General features: G+C 46.9%; 15 protein-coding genes. 8 read left to right on the forward strand and 7 right to left on the reverse strand.

Translation table 11 applies throughout. The annotated features are described in order from the left end of the window. Nucleotides 1-696 (reverse strand): CoA transferase subunit A, encoded by a 696-nt coding sequence (locus CHL76_RS12245; protein ID WP_094908734.1) that lies wholly within the window; start codon nucleotides 694-696, stop codon nucleotides 1-3. Between the two features lie 114 nt (nucleotides 697-810). Here CHL76_RS12245 and CHL76_RS12250 point away from each other — a divergent pair, with 114 nt between their 5' ends. From CHL76_RS12250 to CHL76_RS12260, 3 genes are all read left to right on the forward strand, one after another. Beyond that, a complete protein-coding gene (locus tag CHL76_RS12250) occupies nucleotides 811-1,692 on the forward strand; it encodes a LysR family transcriptional regulator (protein ID WP_094908735.1) in 882 nt (293 codons plus the stop codon). Nucleotides 1,693-1,834: 142 nt separating this feature from the next. Continuing rightward, on the forward strand, nucleotides 1,835-2,770 hold the full coding sequence (locus CHL76_RS12255) for a prenyltransferase (RefSeq protein ID WP_094908736.1): 936 nt from the start codon (nucleotides 1,835-1,837) through the stop codon (nucleotides 2,768-2,770). Nucleotides 2,771-2,781: 11 nt separating this feature from the next. After that, nucleotides 2,782-3,735 (forward strand): Gfo/Idh/MocA family protein, encoded by a 954-nt coding sequence (locus CHL76_RS12260; RefSeq protein WP_094908737.1) that lies wholly within the window; start codon nucleotides 2,782-2,784, stop codon nucleotides 3,733-3,735. Between the two features lie 44 nt (nucleotides 3,736-3,779). Here CHL76_RS12260 and alr read toward each other — a convergent pair whose 3' ends face one another. Continuing rightward, entirely contained in the window at nucleotides 3,780-4,868 is a 1,089-nt protein-coding gene (alr, locus tag CHL76_RS12265; protein WP_094908738.1) for an alanine racemase, read from the reverse strand. A gap of 236 nt (nucleotides 4,869-5,104) precedes the next feature. On the opposite strand from alr, the gene CHL76_RS12270 reads away from it, so the two are divergent. From CHL76_RS12270 to CHL76_RS12280, 3 genes are all read left to right on the forward strand, one after another. Further along, nucleotides 5,105-5,983, forward strand: coding sequence for an aldo/keto reductase (locus CHL76_RS12270; protein WP_094908739.1), 879 nt, complete (start codon nucleotides 5,105-5,107; stop codon nucleotides 5,981-5,983). A 115-nt stretch (nucleotides 5,984-6,098) separates the two neighbouring features. Continuing rightward, nucleotides 6,099-6,833, forward strand: a complete 735-nt coding sequence (locus tag CHL76_RS12275) for a YqcI/YcgG family protein (protein WP_079475950.1) — start codon at nucleotides 6,099-6,101, stop codon at nucleotides 6,831-6,833. 200 nt (nucleotides 6,834-7,033) lie between these two features. Continuing rightward, entirely contained in the window at nucleotides 7,034-8,509 is a 1,476-nt protein-coding gene (locus tag CHL76_RS12280; RefSeq protein ID WP_094908740.1) for a protein adenylyltransferase SelO, read from the forward strand. 105 nt (nucleotides 8,510-8,614) lie between these two features. On the opposite strand, the gene CHL76_RS17105 is transcribed toward CHL76_RS12280, so the two are convergent. Beyond that, nucleotides 8,615-8,755, reverse strand: a complete 141-nt coding sequence (locus tag CHL76_RS17105; protein ID WP_158219175.1) for a hypothetical protein — start codon at nucleotides 8,753-8,755, stop codon at nucleotides 8,615-8,617. A 272-nt stretch (nucleotides 8,756-9,027) separates the two neighbouring features. Between CHL76_RS17105 and CHL76_RS12285 the strand changes: the two genes are divergently transcribed. Beyond that, nucleotides 9,028-10,614: an L-lactate permease gene (locus CHL76_RS12285; RefSeq protein WP_094908741.1), complete on the forward strand. Its 1,587-nt coding sequence runs from the start codon at nucleotides 9,028-9,030 to the stop codon at nucleotides 10,612-10,614. A 56-nt stretch (nucleotides 10,615-10,670) separates the two neighbouring features. Here CHL76_RS12285 and CHL76_RS12290 read toward each other — a convergent pair whose 3' ends face one another. From CHL76_RS12290 to CHL76_RS12300, 3 genes are all read right to left on the reverse strand, one after another. Then, a complete protein-coding gene (locus CHL76_RS12290; protein ID WP_158219176.1) occupies nucleotides 10,671-11,354 on the reverse strand; it encodes a C40 family peptidase in 684 nt (227 codons plus the stop codon). A 478-nt stretch (nucleotides 11,355-11,832) separates the two neighbouring features. Then, nucleotides 11,833-13,020, reverse strand: coding sequence for an MFS transporter (locus CHL76_RS12295; protein WP_094908742.1), 1,188 nt, complete (start codon nucleotides 13,018-13,020; stop codon nucleotides 11,833-11,835). Nucleotides 13,021-13,141: 121 nt separating this feature from the next. Then, on the reverse strand, nucleotides 13,142-13,780 hold the full coding sequence (locus tag CHL76_RS12300; RefSeq protein ID WP_079475945.1) for an HD domain-containing protein: 639 nt from the start codon (nucleotides 13,778-13,780) through the stop codon (nucleotides 13,142-13,144). Nucleotides 13,781-13,990: 210 nt separating this feature from the next. Here CHL76_RS12300 and CHL76_RS12305 point away from each other — a divergent pair, with 210 nt between their 5' ends. Continuing rightward, a complete protein-coding gene (locus tag CHL76_RS12305) occupies nucleotides 13,991-14,644 on the forward strand; it encodes a TVP38/TMEM64 family protein (protein WP_094908743.1) in 654 nt (217 codons plus the stop codon). 51 nt (nucleotides 14,645-14,695) lie between these two features. Here CHL76_RS12305 and CHL76_RS12310 read toward each other — a convergent pair whose 3' ends face one another. After that, nucleotides 14,696-16,282: a solute:sodium symporter family transporter gene (locus CHL76_RS12310; RefSeq protein WP_371862272.1), complete on the reverse strand. Its 1,587-nt coding sequence runs from the start codon at nucleotides 16,280-16,282 to the stop codon at nucleotides 14,696-14,698. Nucleotides 16,283-16,287: the final 5 nt, after the last annotated feature.

Here is a 16,287-nt window from a genome sequence, read left to right on the forward strand (position 1 = left end):
TTATGCCTGCTGGACTGTTTTGCGCTCGATTCGTTTTTCGTATGATGTGCCGACAAGAAGATGCTGAACATACAGGCTCGGTGTATGAATAAAGTCCGGATCCAGTTCTCCAACACCCACCAGCTCTTCTACCTCTGCGATCGTAAACTTCCCTGCCGCTGCTGCCAGCGGGTTAAAGTTACGGGCTGTTTTCTGGTAGATGAGATTCCCGTAGGCGTCGCCCTTCCACGCTTTTACAAGAGCTGCATCTCCCTGGATAGCCTCCTCAAGAATGCACTGTCTGCCGCCAATAACTTTGTGCTCTTTGCCTTCGGCAATCGGAGTACCTACGCCTGTCGGGGTGTAAAAGCCGGGGATGCCGGCCCCTCCTGCCCGTATGCGCTCCGCGAGTGTCCCTTGAGGCACGAGCTCCACTTCAAGTTCCCCGCTCAGGTACTGCTCTTCAAAAATTTTATTTTCCCCTACGTAAGAAGCCACCATTTTTTTGATCTGCTTGTTTTCAAGCAGCAGCCCAAGGCCCCAATCGTTGACGCCGCAGTTGTTACTGACCACTGTTAGGTTTTTCGTTCCTTTTTCAGCCAGCGCCTGAATAGCTTTTTCCGGAATGCCGCAAAGACCAAATCCTCCAACAATCAGGGTATCGCCGTCCTGGATGCGGGCTACGCTCTCTTCAAAAGACGTTTGTACCTTCGTCATGATATGAACTCCTTTCGGTTGTTTAATTAGTACTTCCACTTTACTAATAGCGCTTTCATAAGTAAAATAGATAAATAAAATAAATTTATTACTAAATGGAATAAGAGGTGCCGCATGGATATCAAACAGCTTCGTTTTTTCCTGGAGGTCTGCAAGGAACTAAGCTTTTCCCGGGCCAGCGAGAAGCTTCACATTTCACAGCCGGCTTTAAGCAAAACGATTCATCAGCTTGAGGATGAAATCGGCCTCCGTCTGCTCGACCGTTCTACCCGTCATCTTTTTGTGACCAGGGAAGGGGAAATCATCCGACAGCACGCCCAGAAAGTGCTTCGAAGCGCGGAGGATTTGTGGCAGGAAGCAGAGGAAATTAAACTGCATAAAAAAGGCAGCTTTACATTTGGCCTTCCACCCGTCATCGGCTCCAGCTTTTTCCCCCAAATTATTGCCGACTTCCGCAGAGTTTACCCCGAAGCGGGCATGCGTATCATCGAAGAAGGTGCCAAAATCATGGAGCAGTCCCTGCTTGAAGGAAATATTGATGTAGGTGTAGCTATACTCCCGGTCGATAACGAACAGTTTGAGATACGCCAGATTATTGACCGGAAAATTCTCGCTGTTACCGCGGTGGATCACCCGTTTGCCGGACGAGAGAAAATTCAAATGAAGAATTTGAAATACGAGTCCTTTTTAATGTTTCAACAGGGATTTTCTTTGTATGACCGGGTTTTCGAATCATGCATTCAGGCCGGCTTTGAACCTGACATTCTTTACGAAAGCTCCCAGTGGGATTTTTTATTTGAAAGCGCCATGGCCGGCCTCGGTGTTGCTCTGCTTCCTGAAACAGTTGTCCATAAAGCGGACACCAGAAATGTTTCTGTACTCGCGGTAGATGATGAGCTGCTGCACTGGCGGCTTGCGCTTATTTGGCGGAAGCACAGCTACCAGACTCAGGCCGCCCAGGCGTGGATTTCTTTTGTGGAAGAAGCTTTTGCTTAAGAATTTTTCCCTTCCGCTCGGAAGCATGCAGCTAGAGACTGAAAACATCAATAAAGTATTCGTCTTTTCTTTTTGATATAATTCTTAAGCAGTTTTTATCTGCCCACGTTATGTTTATTTCACGTTGAAAGGACGATTGCTCATGAAACATACAATTTCTTTCTGGCTGGAAGCCGCACGGGCAAGCTTTTTGTCTGTCATGCTGATGCCAGTGCTTCTGGGTGCACTCGGGGCTTTCGCCTGGAACGGAGTCTTCGAGCCGCTTTGGTTTATCATTACACTGATCGGTGCGTTCAGCGCCCATCTGTTTTCCAATATGGTGAACGACTTATGGGACTACCGCAACGGCGTTGATACTAAGGCTCAGGATACCGCAAACGACGTTTCCACTAACTCCGGCATGCTGACGGAGGGGCGGGTGTCTGAAAAAACATTCGCGCTTGTTACCTGGATGTTTTTAGCCCTGGCTTTATTATGCGGTATCATATTAAGTATCACTAAAGGATGGCCCCTTTTGATGCTTGCAGCTGCTGGCGGGATGCTTGCTTACTTTTATGTAGCCCCTCCGTTCAAGTTCGGCTACCGGGGCAAAGGTTACGGTGAGGTCGCCATTCTGCTTTCATTCGGGGTTCTTCCCGTGATGGGAAGCTACTACGTGCAGACAGGCTTTTTTGACCCCCGGGCATTTTTTCTCTCCCTTCCGATTGGGATCCTCACCACTATGGTGCTCTACAATCACCATTTCCTTCACTGGAGGGCCGATCGTGATTCCGGAAAAAATACGCTTGTAGTAGTCCTCGGGGAAAAGAAAGGACTGCTTCTCTCAAAAGCCTTCACTCTGCTCGCTATGCTCACGATCCCTTTAGGTATTCTTGTCGGGGCGCTCCCCTGGTATGCCCTTATTGCTGTTATTTCTGCCTGGCCGCTCATAAAAGCATATACCGCCCTGGGGGATACCAACCCCTCTGAATCCTACGGACCGCTCATGGGGGCGTCAATTAAAAGTACAGTACTGTGCGGGTTTTTCCTGGCACTGTCTTTACTGCTTCAGGGGATTTTTAAACTACTATTAAATTAGGAGGCTTTTTGATGAAAACTATCCAATGGGGAATCCTGGGCACCGCCGATATCGCCAAAAAACAAATGCTGCCTGCCCTGCAGCGTACAGAAAATGCACAAGCTCATGCTATTGCGAGTGGCAGCGGCAAAGCAGAGACACTCGCAGAAGCTTTCCATATTCCGAAGGTCTACCACAGCTACGACGAACTTCTTGACGATCCGGACATCGATGCGGTCTACATTCCCCTCCCTAATCATCTGCACAAAGAATGGAGCATCAAAGCTGCCAGAAAACAAAAGCACGTACTGTGTGAAAAGCCAGCTGCGCTGAAACAGGCGGAAGCTGTGGAAATCAAAAACGTCTGCGAAGAAAATAAGGTCCAGTTTATGGAAGCCTTCATGTACCGGTTTCACCCCCAGCATCAGCTTGTCCAAAAGATGCTTGCAGGCAATGCAATTGGAGACGTTGTGACGATGCGTTCTTCGTTTACATTTCCGCTGCAGCATACCGAAGGCAATATCCGCCTTCATTCTCAGGCTGACGGCGGCGGGAGCCTCTATGATGTCGGCTGCTACTGCATTCACGCCATCCGGCAGGTTATGGGGGAACCAGACCATGCAAGCGCCTTTTATTCTTTTCATGAAAACAAACGGAGCGACTGGGCAGCTGCGGGAGTCCTTACCTTTCCCGACGGCCGGCTTGCCCACTTTGACTCCGGCATGAATGCAGCCACCCGCAACGAGTATGAAGTAATCGGAACAAAGGGAGTCCTGCGCGCCCACCAGGCATTTATCCCGACAGAGCGGCCGTGCAGGGTCTCCATCGAACTGGAAAGCGGAGAATCCTACAGCGAAACTATTTCAGATAACTATTATGTCACCGGCATGCAGTCGCTTTCTCTTGGTTTGCTGGAGGGAAGAGACTGGCCCTCGGACGGATTTAAAGAAAATGCGTCCGTGCTTGAACAGCTTATTAAATCATGAAAAGCCCGCAGCCTTCTGTTTCAGAAGCTGCGGGCCCTGTTTTGTTATTCTATATATTTTCGTTCGATGGACTCCTGCGCATTCATGATCGAAACTCGTGCTGTTAAAGCGTCTCCCTCGCTGATGGCCTTCCCGGTTACATCAATCAGCGAAAACTGCGAGCTTGGCTTCCCGACCACGTCCACCGGCTCCTCTCCCCAGAATATTTTTGCCGGCGGCCGGACGTAGGAACGTACACTCCGAAGAATATTAACAGCCAGCTTTTTCGACGTGCTGGACTGGTTCTCCCGGGCAAAGTTAAAGCCGTGTGCTTCTCCAAGTGGAATAAGCCCTACAGTCATGTTTTCGTTCAATGGTTTTGTATCCCCATAGCCCACCGTGCTTCCTTTTTTGATTTCCCGGGTTTCCAGAAGCGGGGTTTTCAGCTCGAACGTTTCTTCAAATCGCAGGCCGTTTCTGCTCGCTGCCTGGCCGAACATGGCGTTGCCGATACGGATCATATTAAAGCCAAGCTCCGGATATTTGACAGCTATCGCGCTGTTGGCCATGTGTACATATGCAGGATGAATGCCATAAATTTTCGTTATGATTTCTACGCACTGCTTTAAGCGGTCACTCTGAAAAGTAATTTTTTCCGCGTGCCTATTGGCAGCAAAATGAGAATAAACGCCTTCCATCTTCACCGAATGCAGCGTTTGGTACGTTTCCAGAAATGGATTTAAATCTTTTTCATCCAGTCCAAAACGGTTCAACGCAATGTTGATTTTCAAATGAAATGGATACTGGCCTGCGTTTTTCTTTTCCGCTGCCTCATTTAATTTTTTTAGCTTTTCAATTGTGTCAACGGTAGGCGTCAAATGGTAATCGATTACATGTTCCTCATTAAAATACGGCCCTAAAACTAAAATCGGGGCCTTTACTCCGCTTTTCCGCAATTCAATGCCTTCCTCTTCGACCCCCACTGCTAAGTAATCCACTTCGTTTTCAATATACTTTGCCATCGGAACCAGCCCATGCCCATAGGCATTACTTTTTACAATACCGGCAAAAAACTTATCCGGCATCCGCTGCTTAATCTGGTTAATATTATTGCGTACAGCCTTTACGTTAATTTCGATCCATGAAGAGTTCATCCATTACACGCCCTTTTCTGCTGAATATCATTCTATGTTTGAGAACAATTTCATGCGCCTTCTGTTCTATACCTTTCCAAAAGCCGTGAAAAACCACCTTTCTATTTCTTTTTATACAAATAATTTTCCCTTTTGGCTTCTACGCCTCTAACCAACCGCACCGGATTAAAAAACCAGCAGTGCGGGTATGATTAACAAAGTGTATAAACTTTGTTTCTACTGAAGGAGGATCATATATGAGAAATTCAAACATTACCGCAGACCAGGCCGGCACATTCCGGATCGGCGGCGATATAGAAGTGAACCGTTTAGGCTACGGCGCAATGCAACTGACCGGCGAGGGCGTATGGAAAGAGCCTTCCAATCCTGAGGAAGCTGTCCGCGTGCTCCGCCGGGCATCAGAACTCGGGGTCAATTTTATTGATACAGCAGACGCCTATGGCCCGTTTACAGCCAACCGCCTTATTAAAGAAGCGCTCCATCCGTATAACGACGATATGACGATCGCGACAAAGGTCGGCCTTACCCGAGCAGGCCCTAATGACTGGCGCCCGGTGGGACGCCCCGAATATCTGCGCCAGCAGGTTGAGCTGAACCTGATGGATTTAGGTCTTGAACGCATTGATCTTATGCAGCTGCACCGGGTGGACCCTGAAGTTCCGGTTGCAGACCAGGTCGGTGAACTGAAAAAAATGCAGGAAGAAGGCAAAATCCGTCATATCGGGCTCAGTGAAGTGAATACCGAACAGTTTAAAGAAGCACAAAAGGTAACTTCTATTGCCTCTGTTCAAAACCGCTATAACTTGGCCAATCGTGAATCAGAAGAAATGCTTGATTATTGTAACGATAACAATATTGCTTTTATTCCATGGTTCCCTCTTGCCACCGGTGAACTCGCCCAGGAAGGCGGCCCGCTGGACCAGCTGGCCGAAGACCATAACGCAAAACCAGCTCAGCTCGCACTGGCATGGCTCCTGAAGCGTTCCGACGTTATTCTTCCAATTCCAGGCACTTCTACAGTAAGCCACCTGGAAGATAATATCGCTGCAGCCGGCATTAAACTGAGCGATGAGGAATTTAATACGCTTACTAATGCTGTGAAAAGCAGCAGTTAAATAATGTTTTATATAAAAGCTTTCAGCCAGCATCCGCTTCTGCACAGGCTGAAGGCTTTTTTCCCAGAGGAGAGAAAGTTCTCCCCTGATTCCCCTGAATGAAAGGAGCAGCAGCATGCTACAAACGTCCAGTCCTTATCTGCTGACGAAAGAAGATATGGAAACGTCCGACCGGCTCCCCTCCTGGCTGCAGGAGGAATACCAGACCTTCAAGCACGTAGTAACGAACCCCGAGTTCCCCTGCTTTTTCGGCATGAAAGCACAGCGAAAAGGAGAACTGCGCTATTCTTATATCACTCATGACCATTGGGATCACCTTGGTGGTGTGCTCGAAAGCTTTCTCCATTTAATGGCGGAACCGCCTTTTACCAGGCACGGCCTGTTTCTTTTCGTCGAACCCGAAGCACGTGAGCAGTCCGTCGACTATTACCGCTCCTATTTCTGGGAGGTACTGCAGCACCTGCATGAACAGGACAGGTACAGCTGGCCGGGAGACAAACCAAAAGATCCCGATCATTTTCTTTGGGACTACCATTTTGCCGGCGAACCCGTTTTTGTTTTCGGTAATGCCCCTGCCTATAAGCAACGGAAAACGAGAGACCTCGGGAACAGTTTGATTCTCGGCTTTCAGCCCCGTGCTATTTTCGAAGGGCTTGAAGGCACAGAAAAAGGAGGCATCATGTCGAGAGAAAAAGTCCGGGCCCGCGTAGAGAAATGGGATAACCTCCCTACTCACCCGGATATCAGCCACTTTGGTGATCCAACACACAACGAGTGGAAGCAGTTTTTCATTGGAGACGACATTAAGCCAATAGAAGGCAAATGCCCATTTCATCATAAAGACGTATAGGTATCTCATTTACGAGGAAATTAATGGCCGCAAGCGCTTTCTGTGTAACGCAGGAAGCGTTTTTAAATGCCTACACTCTGCATCTTTAAATTTGAAGAACTGGGAGGAAGGCTTGTATAATGAAAGATGTATCATAATATAAATAATGATTTTTCGATATACGCTGCTTAGCTTCAAAAATATATTTTAAAGGAGTATTTATGGCTGAAAAAAACACAGCAAAAAAAGCGGGCTGGCAGCTTGAACACAGCTATGCCGCCCTCCCGCAAACCTTTTTTTCCAAACTCACTCCAGCTCCTGTCCAGGAACCGGAGCTTGTTATATTGAACGAACAGCTTGCTTCTTCTCTCGGGCTTGATAGTGAAGCACTGCGGGAAGACGAAAACTTACAGGTACTCGCAGGCAGCCAGACGCCGGAGAACGGACTGCCGCTTGCCCAGGCTTACGCCGGGCACCAGTTTGGCCATTTTACGATGCTCGGGGACGGACGCGCCCTCCTTCACGGGGAACAAATAACCCCTGAAGGCCGCAGAGTTGATATTCAGCTGAAAGGGTCCGGCCGGACCCCGTATTCCCGGGGCGGTGACGGGCGTGCTGCGCTTGGGCCAATGCTACGGGAATATATTATCAGCGAGGCAATGCATGCGCTTGGCATACCAACCACCCGGAGTCTTGCTGTTGTTAAAACCGGTGAACCCGTTTTCCGGGAAAGCGTGCTGACCGGGGCAGTATTGACACGTACTTCTTCCAGCCACCTGCGTGTCGGCACATTCGAATATGCTTTAAACCACGGCTCAATGAACGATCTACAGGCTCTCGCTGACTATACAATTGATCGTCACTATCCAGAAGTCCGGGAAACGGAAAATCCTTACCTGGAGCTGCTCCGCAAAGTCGTTACACGCCAGGCTTCGTTAATTTCCAAGTGGCAGCTTGCCGGCTTTATCCATGGAGTAATGAACAGCGACAATATGGCTCTCAGCGGAGAAACTATTGATTACGGCCCATGCGCTTTTATGAACAGCTATGATCCAAAGACTGTATTTAGTTCGATTGATGCGCGCGGCCGCTACGCTTACGGCAGGCAGCCGATTATGGCAGAATGGAATCTTTCCCGGTTTGCTGAAGCCCTTGTGCCGCTTATTGATGAAAACCAGGAGAAATCCGTGGAGCTTGCTCAGGCAGAAATCTCTCAGTTCCCTGAGCGATTTAATGAATACTGGCTCCAGGGGATGCGTGCCAAACTCGGACTTTTCACGGAAGAACAGGAAGACGAAGCGCTTATCACCAGCCTGCTCAGCCTTATGCAGACGCATGAAGCCGATTACACGAATACCTTCCGTGCTCTGACCTTTAACCAGTTCGATGACTCCGGGCTCTTTACGGACAGTGACTTTGCTTCCTGGCAGGAACAGTGGCTTGAGCGCCTCGAAAGGCAGGAGGAATCCAAAGACCTCTCCGGACAGCTGATGCGTGACCATAACCCTGCGGTCATTCCACGGAACCATCATGTGGAAGAGGCGATTGAAGCCGCTGAAAAAAACAGGGATTACAGCGTGATGAACCAGCTCCTGAATGTACTTTCAGAGCCTTACGCCCATACTAAAGAGCAGGAAAAATATACAGCACCTCCCGCTCCTTCACTTGTGCCCTACCGTACGTACTGCGGCACGTAAAAAACGATGATTAATTACTGGAAGCCTCCGCTCACTGCTGAACGGAGGCTTCTTATTTTTATCACTGTTGCTTTTTTAATTCTCAGCGCTGCAGCTTTTTCTGCCTCACCCGAACCACACCCGGGATAAAAAGATAACTATGGAAACGGTAATGCCGCCAAATATTGTCGAAATAAGCACGCTCTGAGCAGCATATTCGGGATAATTATCATATTCGAGCGCGAACAGGGCGCTGTTTTTGGACATAGGAAATGAGCTGGCGATAAATAAAGCCTGCGCCACTGTGCCTTCGAGCTGAAGCAGAGCAATAATTCCTAAAGCAACTCTTCTTTGTCTCCTGTGGCAGAATCTTGTCTGAGTTATGTCAAAAATAAGACAATTTTCCCTTTCCTTTTACTGCACTGACCTCTCCTATTGCATGCTTTAATGAAAGCGCTTAAGGTGGAAATAAGACATATGATGACTGAACTTTTAAAAATGATTTTGTTTCCTACTCCCCCTGTAAAGGAGATGCCTCTATGCTGATGCTGGTCGCTCTAAGTGCTGTAATTTTTCCTTTTATTTTTCTTGTTCTGCTTCGCATGCCTGCTATTAAAGGAATGACACTAAGTTCTATTATAGTTATCCTGCTTGCTGTTACGGTCTGGGGAATGGGAGGACATATCATTCTTTCTTCTATTCTTCAGGGGGCTCATAAAACATTAACGATTCTGCTTATTTTATTTGGAGCACTTGTGCTGCTGAATACCCTGCGGAAAAATGGTGCTGTAGATCGAATTAATCAGGGGTTCAAAAGCATTTCAGAGGACATGCGGGTACAGCTGATCATCGTAGCTTTTCTGTTTGGCTCCCTGCTTGAAGGAGCTGCCGGCTTCGGGACACCGGCCATGATTACAGCTCCATTGATGCTTGCCTTAGGATTTAAGCCGCTCGCTGCCGTAGCCACCGCCCTTATAGCCGACAGCTCAGCTGTAGCTTTCGGAGCAGTTGGTACACCAGTGATTGTCGGCCTTAGTACATTAGAGCCGGCTGGGCCGGCTTTCTTCCAGGAAATTGGTGTTACGGTTACTTTAATTGATTTATTTGGCGGCACCTTTATCCCCTTTATACTGGTTGCCGTACTCACCCTCTTCTTCGGAAAAGGAAAAGGACTGCGGGATGCATGGCCAATGCTCCCGTGGACATTGATGATCGGGGCTGTGTATACGTCATCTGCTCTATTATACGCATTTCTATTCGGTCCGGAATTCGTCGCTATTTTGGGAGCTCTCACTGGTCTTGCTGTGGCTGCATTTACTGCGAAAAAAGGCCTTCTTCTTCCGAAATCATCCTGGACAGACGCTTTGCAGGATAATTTTAAGATTAACAATGAAAAATCCGATATGAGCCTTCTGACAGCGTGGTCACCGTACCTGATTGTAGTGGTTCTGCTGCTTTTCACAAGAATCGTTCCGTGGCTCCGGGAATTCACTACCAACGTGCTTGATCTTTCATGGACAAATATTCTTGGTATTGAAGGGGTGACTTCCAACTGGGAACTGCTGTATTCTCCAGGCACCATACTCACCGTTACTGCCCTGCTTGCAGTAATCATTCAACGACGTTCGTTTAAAAACTTTACTGCCTCTGCCATGGATGCTCTTTCCACCATTAAAATCACCGGCATTACTTTATTTGCCACCCTTGCGATGGTTCATGTTTTCAGCAATTCGGGTATCAATGCTAACGACATCACCAGTATGCCTGAGTATATCGCAGCCGGCATGGCAGCCGCCTTCGGTCCCATGTGGATCCTTGTCGCCCCCTTTCTTGGAGAGCTTGGCTCTTTTATTACCGGAAGTGCCACCGTTTCCACTCTCACATTTTCCCCGGTGCAGTACAGCATCGCTAACGCTACCAGCGTGGATCCCACAGTCGTACTCGGAGCCCAGCTCGTTGGGGCCGGAGCCGGAAATATGATCTGTATCCATAATGTAGTCGCTGCATGTGCGGTGGTTGGCATGGAAGGAAAAGAAGGAAGCGTAATACGTAAGACGCTCGGCCCGGCTATTCTTTACGGCGTTTTGGCAGGAGCAGGAGGCTTCATTATAATGAATCTATTTTAAGATAAAAAAACAGGAGCGGCCTCCTCAAAGAGTCCCTCCTGTTTTTAATATTCGTTTTAAAGCTGGCCGGCACCCATGTAACGTGGACCCCAGTAGGAGCTGTCAAGGCTCGAAGTAGTTACGCCTGTAGAAGAGCCGGAATGAACAAATTCATTGTTGCCTATATAAATACCCGCGTGAGAAGCTCCGCCTCTCGTGTTAAAGAATACAACATCTCCTGGAGAAGGATTCGAAACCTTCGAGCTCGCACTGTACATGCCGGAGACAGTCCGAGGGATGTTTTCACCGTGCTTCTCATAAACATAATTAATAAATCCACTGCAGTCAAAGCCGCTCGGGGACGTGCCGCCCCAAACATAAGGTGACCCGATGTATTGCTTAGCCGTGCTTGTAATCCCGGAGCTGCTGCTTGTGGAAACGCCCGCTACCTGTTCACCCGATCCCATTAAAGAATCCTGGGTCGCTGGACCGGCTACACCGTAATAATCTCCGGCTGGGGAAGAAATGCCGTGATCGGATTGATATTCTTTAACCGCACTTAACGTCCGTGGGCCAAAACGCGAGCCGGTGTAGCCGTGGAAATAACCTTCATCCTTTAATGTTTCCTGCAGGTCGTTTACCGAGGAATTCGTATCGCCGTAGGACAAAGAACCATGATCGTCGATAGACGCGTCTGCTGCCTGCGGAGCACCAAGTAGGACTCCTGCTGTAATTGCTGTTCCAAAAAGATATTTTTTCATTATAATGTTCACTAGTCGTAGCATCCATCACCGAAACTTGATTGAATAAGTATTGTTAAGTTTTCTTATATGTTTACTTGCCTTTTATGTCACACGACTGGAGTAACAACGGCTGGACACGACAGAGTGAAACTGCACCTCCATTAAGTAGTTTAAAAATTTTATATGTGTTAAATCAGCGACTCAACATGACCGAGTATATCCGACCCTGCTTTCTTAAACAACGGAATTAGGTCATTTGTAATCTCATTTTAATAAAAGTAATATTTTATACATTAATTAGGTAAATAAAATATAATATCTTTTTAAATACATAAATATTGACGACATGCTGGCAAAGCAATGATTAAAGTATTCTATCTCCATGAAATCCCGTTTGAATTCTTCTTTATTTTAATGCATAGACGTATCTCCAAGCTTACAAAAAACTGCTCCAGATTTATACCGGAAGCAGCCTGCTTTTTTCATTTTAAAATGCTTAAGCTGTATTCGAAGATGCAGCGGCATCTTTGCGTTCCATGCTGTGAAGGATGACCGTTAGCAAAATACCGATGAGAGAGAGCGCCGCTCCGCAGAGTGTGAGCACAAAAAACGTGGCTCCCGCATTCAGTACGATAGTTCCAAGAGTAGCTCCGAGCGCATTGGCCAGGTTAAAAGCAGCTGCTGCTATCGTTCCGGCAAGAGAAGGCGCATGCTGACCGCTGATCAGCAGCTTGGCATTCAACAGCGGCACCGTGCCAAATGCAAACATTCCAAGTAAAAAGCTTGCGACAAATAAAGTACCGATAACGCTGATCATTGGGATAAAGAAAACTAAAATAAGTGTCAAAAGCAGAAAAGCAATACGCAGCCTGCTCGTTAAATGGTGAAGCGGGATACGGCTGGAAAGGAAATTTCCGGCCACAGCCCCAGTACCGAAGGCAAATAACGCAAACGTTACCCCCACTACGTCCACTCCGCCTATTTCGCGTAAAATTGGTTCCTTAAAGACGTAGGTGGTAAAAACACCGGAATAACCGAGAATCACGATCATAAGCGTTATAAGAAATGTTTTCTCCTTGAAAACGCCCAGTTCATTTTTCACTTGCGGTATTTCAGAAGGTTTTTCGTTTGGCAGGGTCAGCACAAGTCCAATTAGCGTAACAAGCCCAAGCCCAGCAATCATCCAAAATACGACTCTCCATTCAAGCACACCGCCCAGATATGAACCAAACGGCACCCCAAGCATAATAGATATCGTTAAACCTCCCTGCACGGCAGCAATTGCCTGTCCTCTTTTCGACGGAGCCACAATATGGTGGGCCATGGCCAGGCTGAGGCCAAAAAAAGGAGCGTGGATCGCTGCTGAAATCAGGCGTGCGATCACAAGTACAGTAAAAGACGTAGCCATTGCTGCTAAAACGTTACTTAACACAAAAACCGCCATACAGGAAACCAGTACCGGCTTGACTGGAAATTTCATCGTCGTTATACGAAATATCGGTCCAATCACTGCCACACTGATAGCGTACACACTAAGCAAAAGTCCTGTTAGTGAAACGGGTACATCCAAATCATTTGATAATTGAGTGACAAGACCAGTAATTACGTATTCCGTCATCCCGATGGAAAAAGTTCCTATCATAAAAGCGATAATAATGGCCCGGTTCGTACGAAAAATACTCATCTCTGCCACCTCTTTTTAATAAACTATGAGAGACCATAGTAAAGCGTTTAACCTCGCTTGTCCAGTCCCCCTAAAAAATGCTGCCGTCGAAACGGCAGCACTTCTATTTATTATCAATTTTCTATTCCTTCCACGGAGAATGCAGAACGCATTCACAAAAGTCCGGGCTTTTATAATCCGGCATAAATCGCTCACAGACGTCTGCTTTAATATTTCCGAATGTGGTTTCGGGCTTGTGCTTGAACCCTTCATAAAAAGCGGGAAGGATTTTTTCTTTAAAATTATTCCGGGGGTATGCGCTCACCACCTCTTCCCGTAACTTTTCCGGGAACTGGTGATAGCCATCTCCCATGACGTCGAGCCCTACTCCTGAATAAAGAAGCGAAACCTCCGACTCTTTATATTCGGCAACGCCAATCGTGGTATGAAGGGCAATAGCATCCCACACAAGACGGATAGATTCATCCTCCATATTATGCTGCTGAAGGAAACTGCGGGCTGCATTCGCCCCGTCCACCTCAAAACGTTTATCCGGGCTGCTGTATTGACTGGTCAACCCGAGATCATGAAATAATGCACTCACATATAACAGCTCCGAATCATACTTCAACCCGGCTTCCCTTCCCTGAATTTCTCCAAAAAGGTACGCCCGGTTCGAGTGATTCCAAAGCAGTTCAGAGCCATACTCCCGCAATAGATCTGCTGCTTCTTTTGCTATTTTACTGTCAGGTATTTTTACACCTGCTACACTGTTTGCCATTTACAATTCTCCTCCTTTTTCTATATGTTTGCCTCCTGCTATTAGAAGATTTCCCCTCAACGCCTTTATGTATGCGTGTTTTTAACAAGCAGGCTCCTGCGCTTATTATTGTCGTTTGCCTACGGCTTCCGTGTTAAGCTTAAAATAGTTTAAATACACAGCCACGCCTTTTGTATACTGCCAGGTTTCTGCCGTCAAAGGAGGGAAAATATGCGCTCACGCTTGAATGTTGTCAAAGGCTGCCTGTTTGTAGCTGCTTTAATCGGATTGTATTATCTCTTCAACGTTAGACTAAGCATCCACCCAAAAGAAATTCAGGAATTTATCACTTCGTTTGGCTGGATTTCACCGGTCATTTTTCTGGTTGCTTACACACTCGCTCCCTTTATTTATTTTCCTTCCTCCCTGCTGTCTATTACTGCAAGTATTACTTATGGCATTTGGCCTGGAATTCTCTATATATGGACGGGTGCTCTTGGCGGCGCAACCAGCGGATATTTTATTGGGCGTTTTATGGGGAGAACCATATTCAGCAAGCGCCAAATTCCATGGAATGTCCGTATGAGGTACCTGATGGAAAACCGCGGGTTCCTGGTTGTACTGGTGCTGCGGCTTATCCCGCTGATGGGGTTCAGCATGCTCAGCTATTTGTCTGGTTTTTCGAAAATCAAATACTCACATTTCATCTCAGCGACCATGATTGGTATTATCCCCGGAATGCTGATGTACGGAACGTTCGGGCAAAGCATCGTCTCCGGCAGCCGCCTTCTGCTCTGGATCGCAATCGCATTTCTTTTTATTTTAAGCGCGGCCGGTTTTTTTCTTCGAAAGAAAATCAAAAAATGGCTCGGCCTGCAGCCATAAAAAAGCTGGAGGCCTCTTCGGCACTCCAGCACTTTCGATATTCATTTCTTGTTACCCGGCAAGTCCAATAGGAGAGAACAGCAGGTACGTCGCTACCACCGTAATAATAATGACTGCACTCACCCATTTTCTGTGCTTCCACGGAGTCATATCCACTTTGTTGATATTTTCCTGGAATTCAAACGGTTTATCGATCGGTTTCAATCGGCTTACCAGCCATAAAACGAGGATGTCGACAAAGAACAACACGCTGAAGGCATACAGATAATGATAATCCATAAACAGCCAGAAAATACCATAGAGTACCACGTGAGTGATAAATGTCACTTTTGCGGCAAAGGCAGTACCATATTTGAAATAAAACCCGAGGATGATAATGACAAGCAACGGCATACTGTATAATCCATTAAACGACTGGACAACGTTGTACAGTCCCGACGGCGCAAACGAAATCAGCGGGGCGATTAAAATAGCTATCAAAGCTACTATCACTGTTATCAACTTACCAGCACGTGCCACCTGTCTGTCGCTTGCATCCTTTTTAATTAATGGCTTGTAAAAATCCAGGGTAAATAACGTGGCTGTGGCATTCAGAGCGCCCACAAAGGAACTTAAAATAGCTCCAAAAATAATGGCTGCAAAAATCCCTTCCACCGACGGAGGAAGCACTTCTGTAACTAAGCGCGGATACGCGTTGTCTGCAGTTCTAAGCTCTCCGCCAAATAAATTGAACGCAATAATACCTGGAAATACGAGGAACAGCGCACCAAATATTTTAAAGAAACCTACATATAAAGCACCCTTCTGGCTTTCCTTCAAGTTTCTTCCTGCCAGTGCCTTCTGCACGATCATCTGATTTGTGCACCAGAAAAACAGGTTATTAAAAAACATTCCTAAAAAGAGCGTCGGCCACGGCACGTAAGCCGAATCAATAGCGCCGATCGAGTTTAATTTTTCAGGAGTATTGGCCTGAATCGTTTCCATCCCGCGGAAAAAGTTACCGTCGCCTAAAGCCATCAGTCCAAGCACAGGAATCGTTAACCCGCCGACCAAAAGAGCAATGCCATAAACGGTATCGCTGAAAGCGCTTAACCTTAAGCCGCCCATCAAAAGATATAAAAGACCGATAAGCCCGGTCAATCCAGCGATAAAGGCAACGGCAGTTAAAGGCTCTACGCCGAGTAATTGATCTACGGCAAAAATTTGATTAAATACGAGTGAGCCGGAGTACAACACGACGGGTAAGAAAGAAGTCATATAAGTAAAAATAAAAAGAAAAGAAGCAATTCGTTTCGTCGTTTTGTCGTAACGGCTCTCGATGAAATCGGTAACAGTATCTACGCCGTATTTTAAGTATTTCGGAAGAAACACAAGTGCCAGTAATACAATTGCTATAGCAGAGGTTACTTCCCACGCCATTACTTCCATCCCGGAAGCATAACTTTGGCCATTCTGTCCCACAATCTGCTCTGTGGACAAGTTCGTCATAATAATTGTTCCGGCAATTGTAATACCTGTTAAACTTCTGCCGGCAAGAAAATATCCTTCAGCGCTGTCCGTTTTAACTGACCGGCTGCGGGTATAAGCAAAAAGCCAGATTGCCCCGACGATCATGATAAATGTGATAAGAGATAAAATAACAA

The sequence above is a fragment of the Marinococcus halophilus genome, assembly GCF_002265875.1.
Classification (GTDB): domain Bacteria; phylum Bacillota; class Bacilli; order Bacillales; family Marinococcaceae; genus Marinococcus; species Marinococcus halophilus.

Coding starts and splice junctions, on each gene's coding strand:
- CHL76_RS12245 (WP_094908734.1), bottom strand. CDS start 696: ATGACGAAGGTACAAACGTCTTTTGAAGAGAGCGTAGCCCGCATCCAG.
- CHL76_RS12250 (WP_094908735.1), top strand. CDS start 811: ATGGATATCAAACAGCTTCGTTTTTTCCTGGAGGTCTGCAAGGAACTA.
- CHL76_RS12255 (WP_094908736.1), top strand. CDS start 1,835: ATGAAACATACAATTTCTTTCTGGCTGGAAGCCGCACGGGCAAGCTTT.
- CHL76_RS12260 (WP_094908737.1), top strand. CDS start 2,782: ATGAAAACTATCCAATGGGGAATCCTGGGCACCGCCGATATCGCCAAA.
- alr (WP_094908738.1), bottom strand. CDS start 4,868: ATGAACTCTTCATGGATCGAAATTAACGTAAAGGCTGTACGCAATAAT.
- CHL76_RS12270 (WP_094908739.1), top strand. CDS start 5,105: ATGAGAAATTCAAACATTACCGCAGACCAGGCCGGCACATTCCGGATC.
- CHL76_RS12275 (WP_079475950.1), top strand. CDS start 6,099: ATGCTACAAACGTCCAGTCCTTATCTGCTGACGAAAGAAGATATGGAA.
- CHL76_RS12280 (WP_094908740.1), top strand. CDS start 7,034: ATGGCTGAAAAAAACACAGCAAAAAAAGCGGGCTGGCAGCTTGAACAC.
- CHL76_RS17105 (WP_158219175.1), bottom strand. CDS start 8,755: ATGTCCAAAAACAGCGCCCTGTTCGCGCTCGAATATGATAATTATCCC.
- CHL76_RS12285 (WP_094908741.1), top strand. CDS start 9,028: ATGCTGATGCTGGTCGCTCTAAGTGCTGTAATTTTTCCTTTTATTTTT.
- CHL76_RS12290 (WP_158219176.1), bottom strand. CDS start 11,354: ATGAAAAAATATCTTTTTGGAACAGCAATTACAGCAGGAGTCCTACTT.
- CHL76_RS12295 (WP_094908742.1), bottom strand. CDS start 13,020: ATGAGTATTTTTCGTACGAACCGGGCCATTATTATCGCTTTTATGATA.
- CHL76_RS12300 (WP_079475945.1), bottom strand. CDS start 13,780: ATGGCAAACAGTGTAGCAGGTGTAAAAATACCTGACAGTAAAATAGCA.
- CHL76_RS12305 (WP_094908743.1), top strand. CDS start 13,991: ATGCGCTCACGCTTGAATGTTGTCAAAGGCTGCCTGTTTGTAGCTGCT.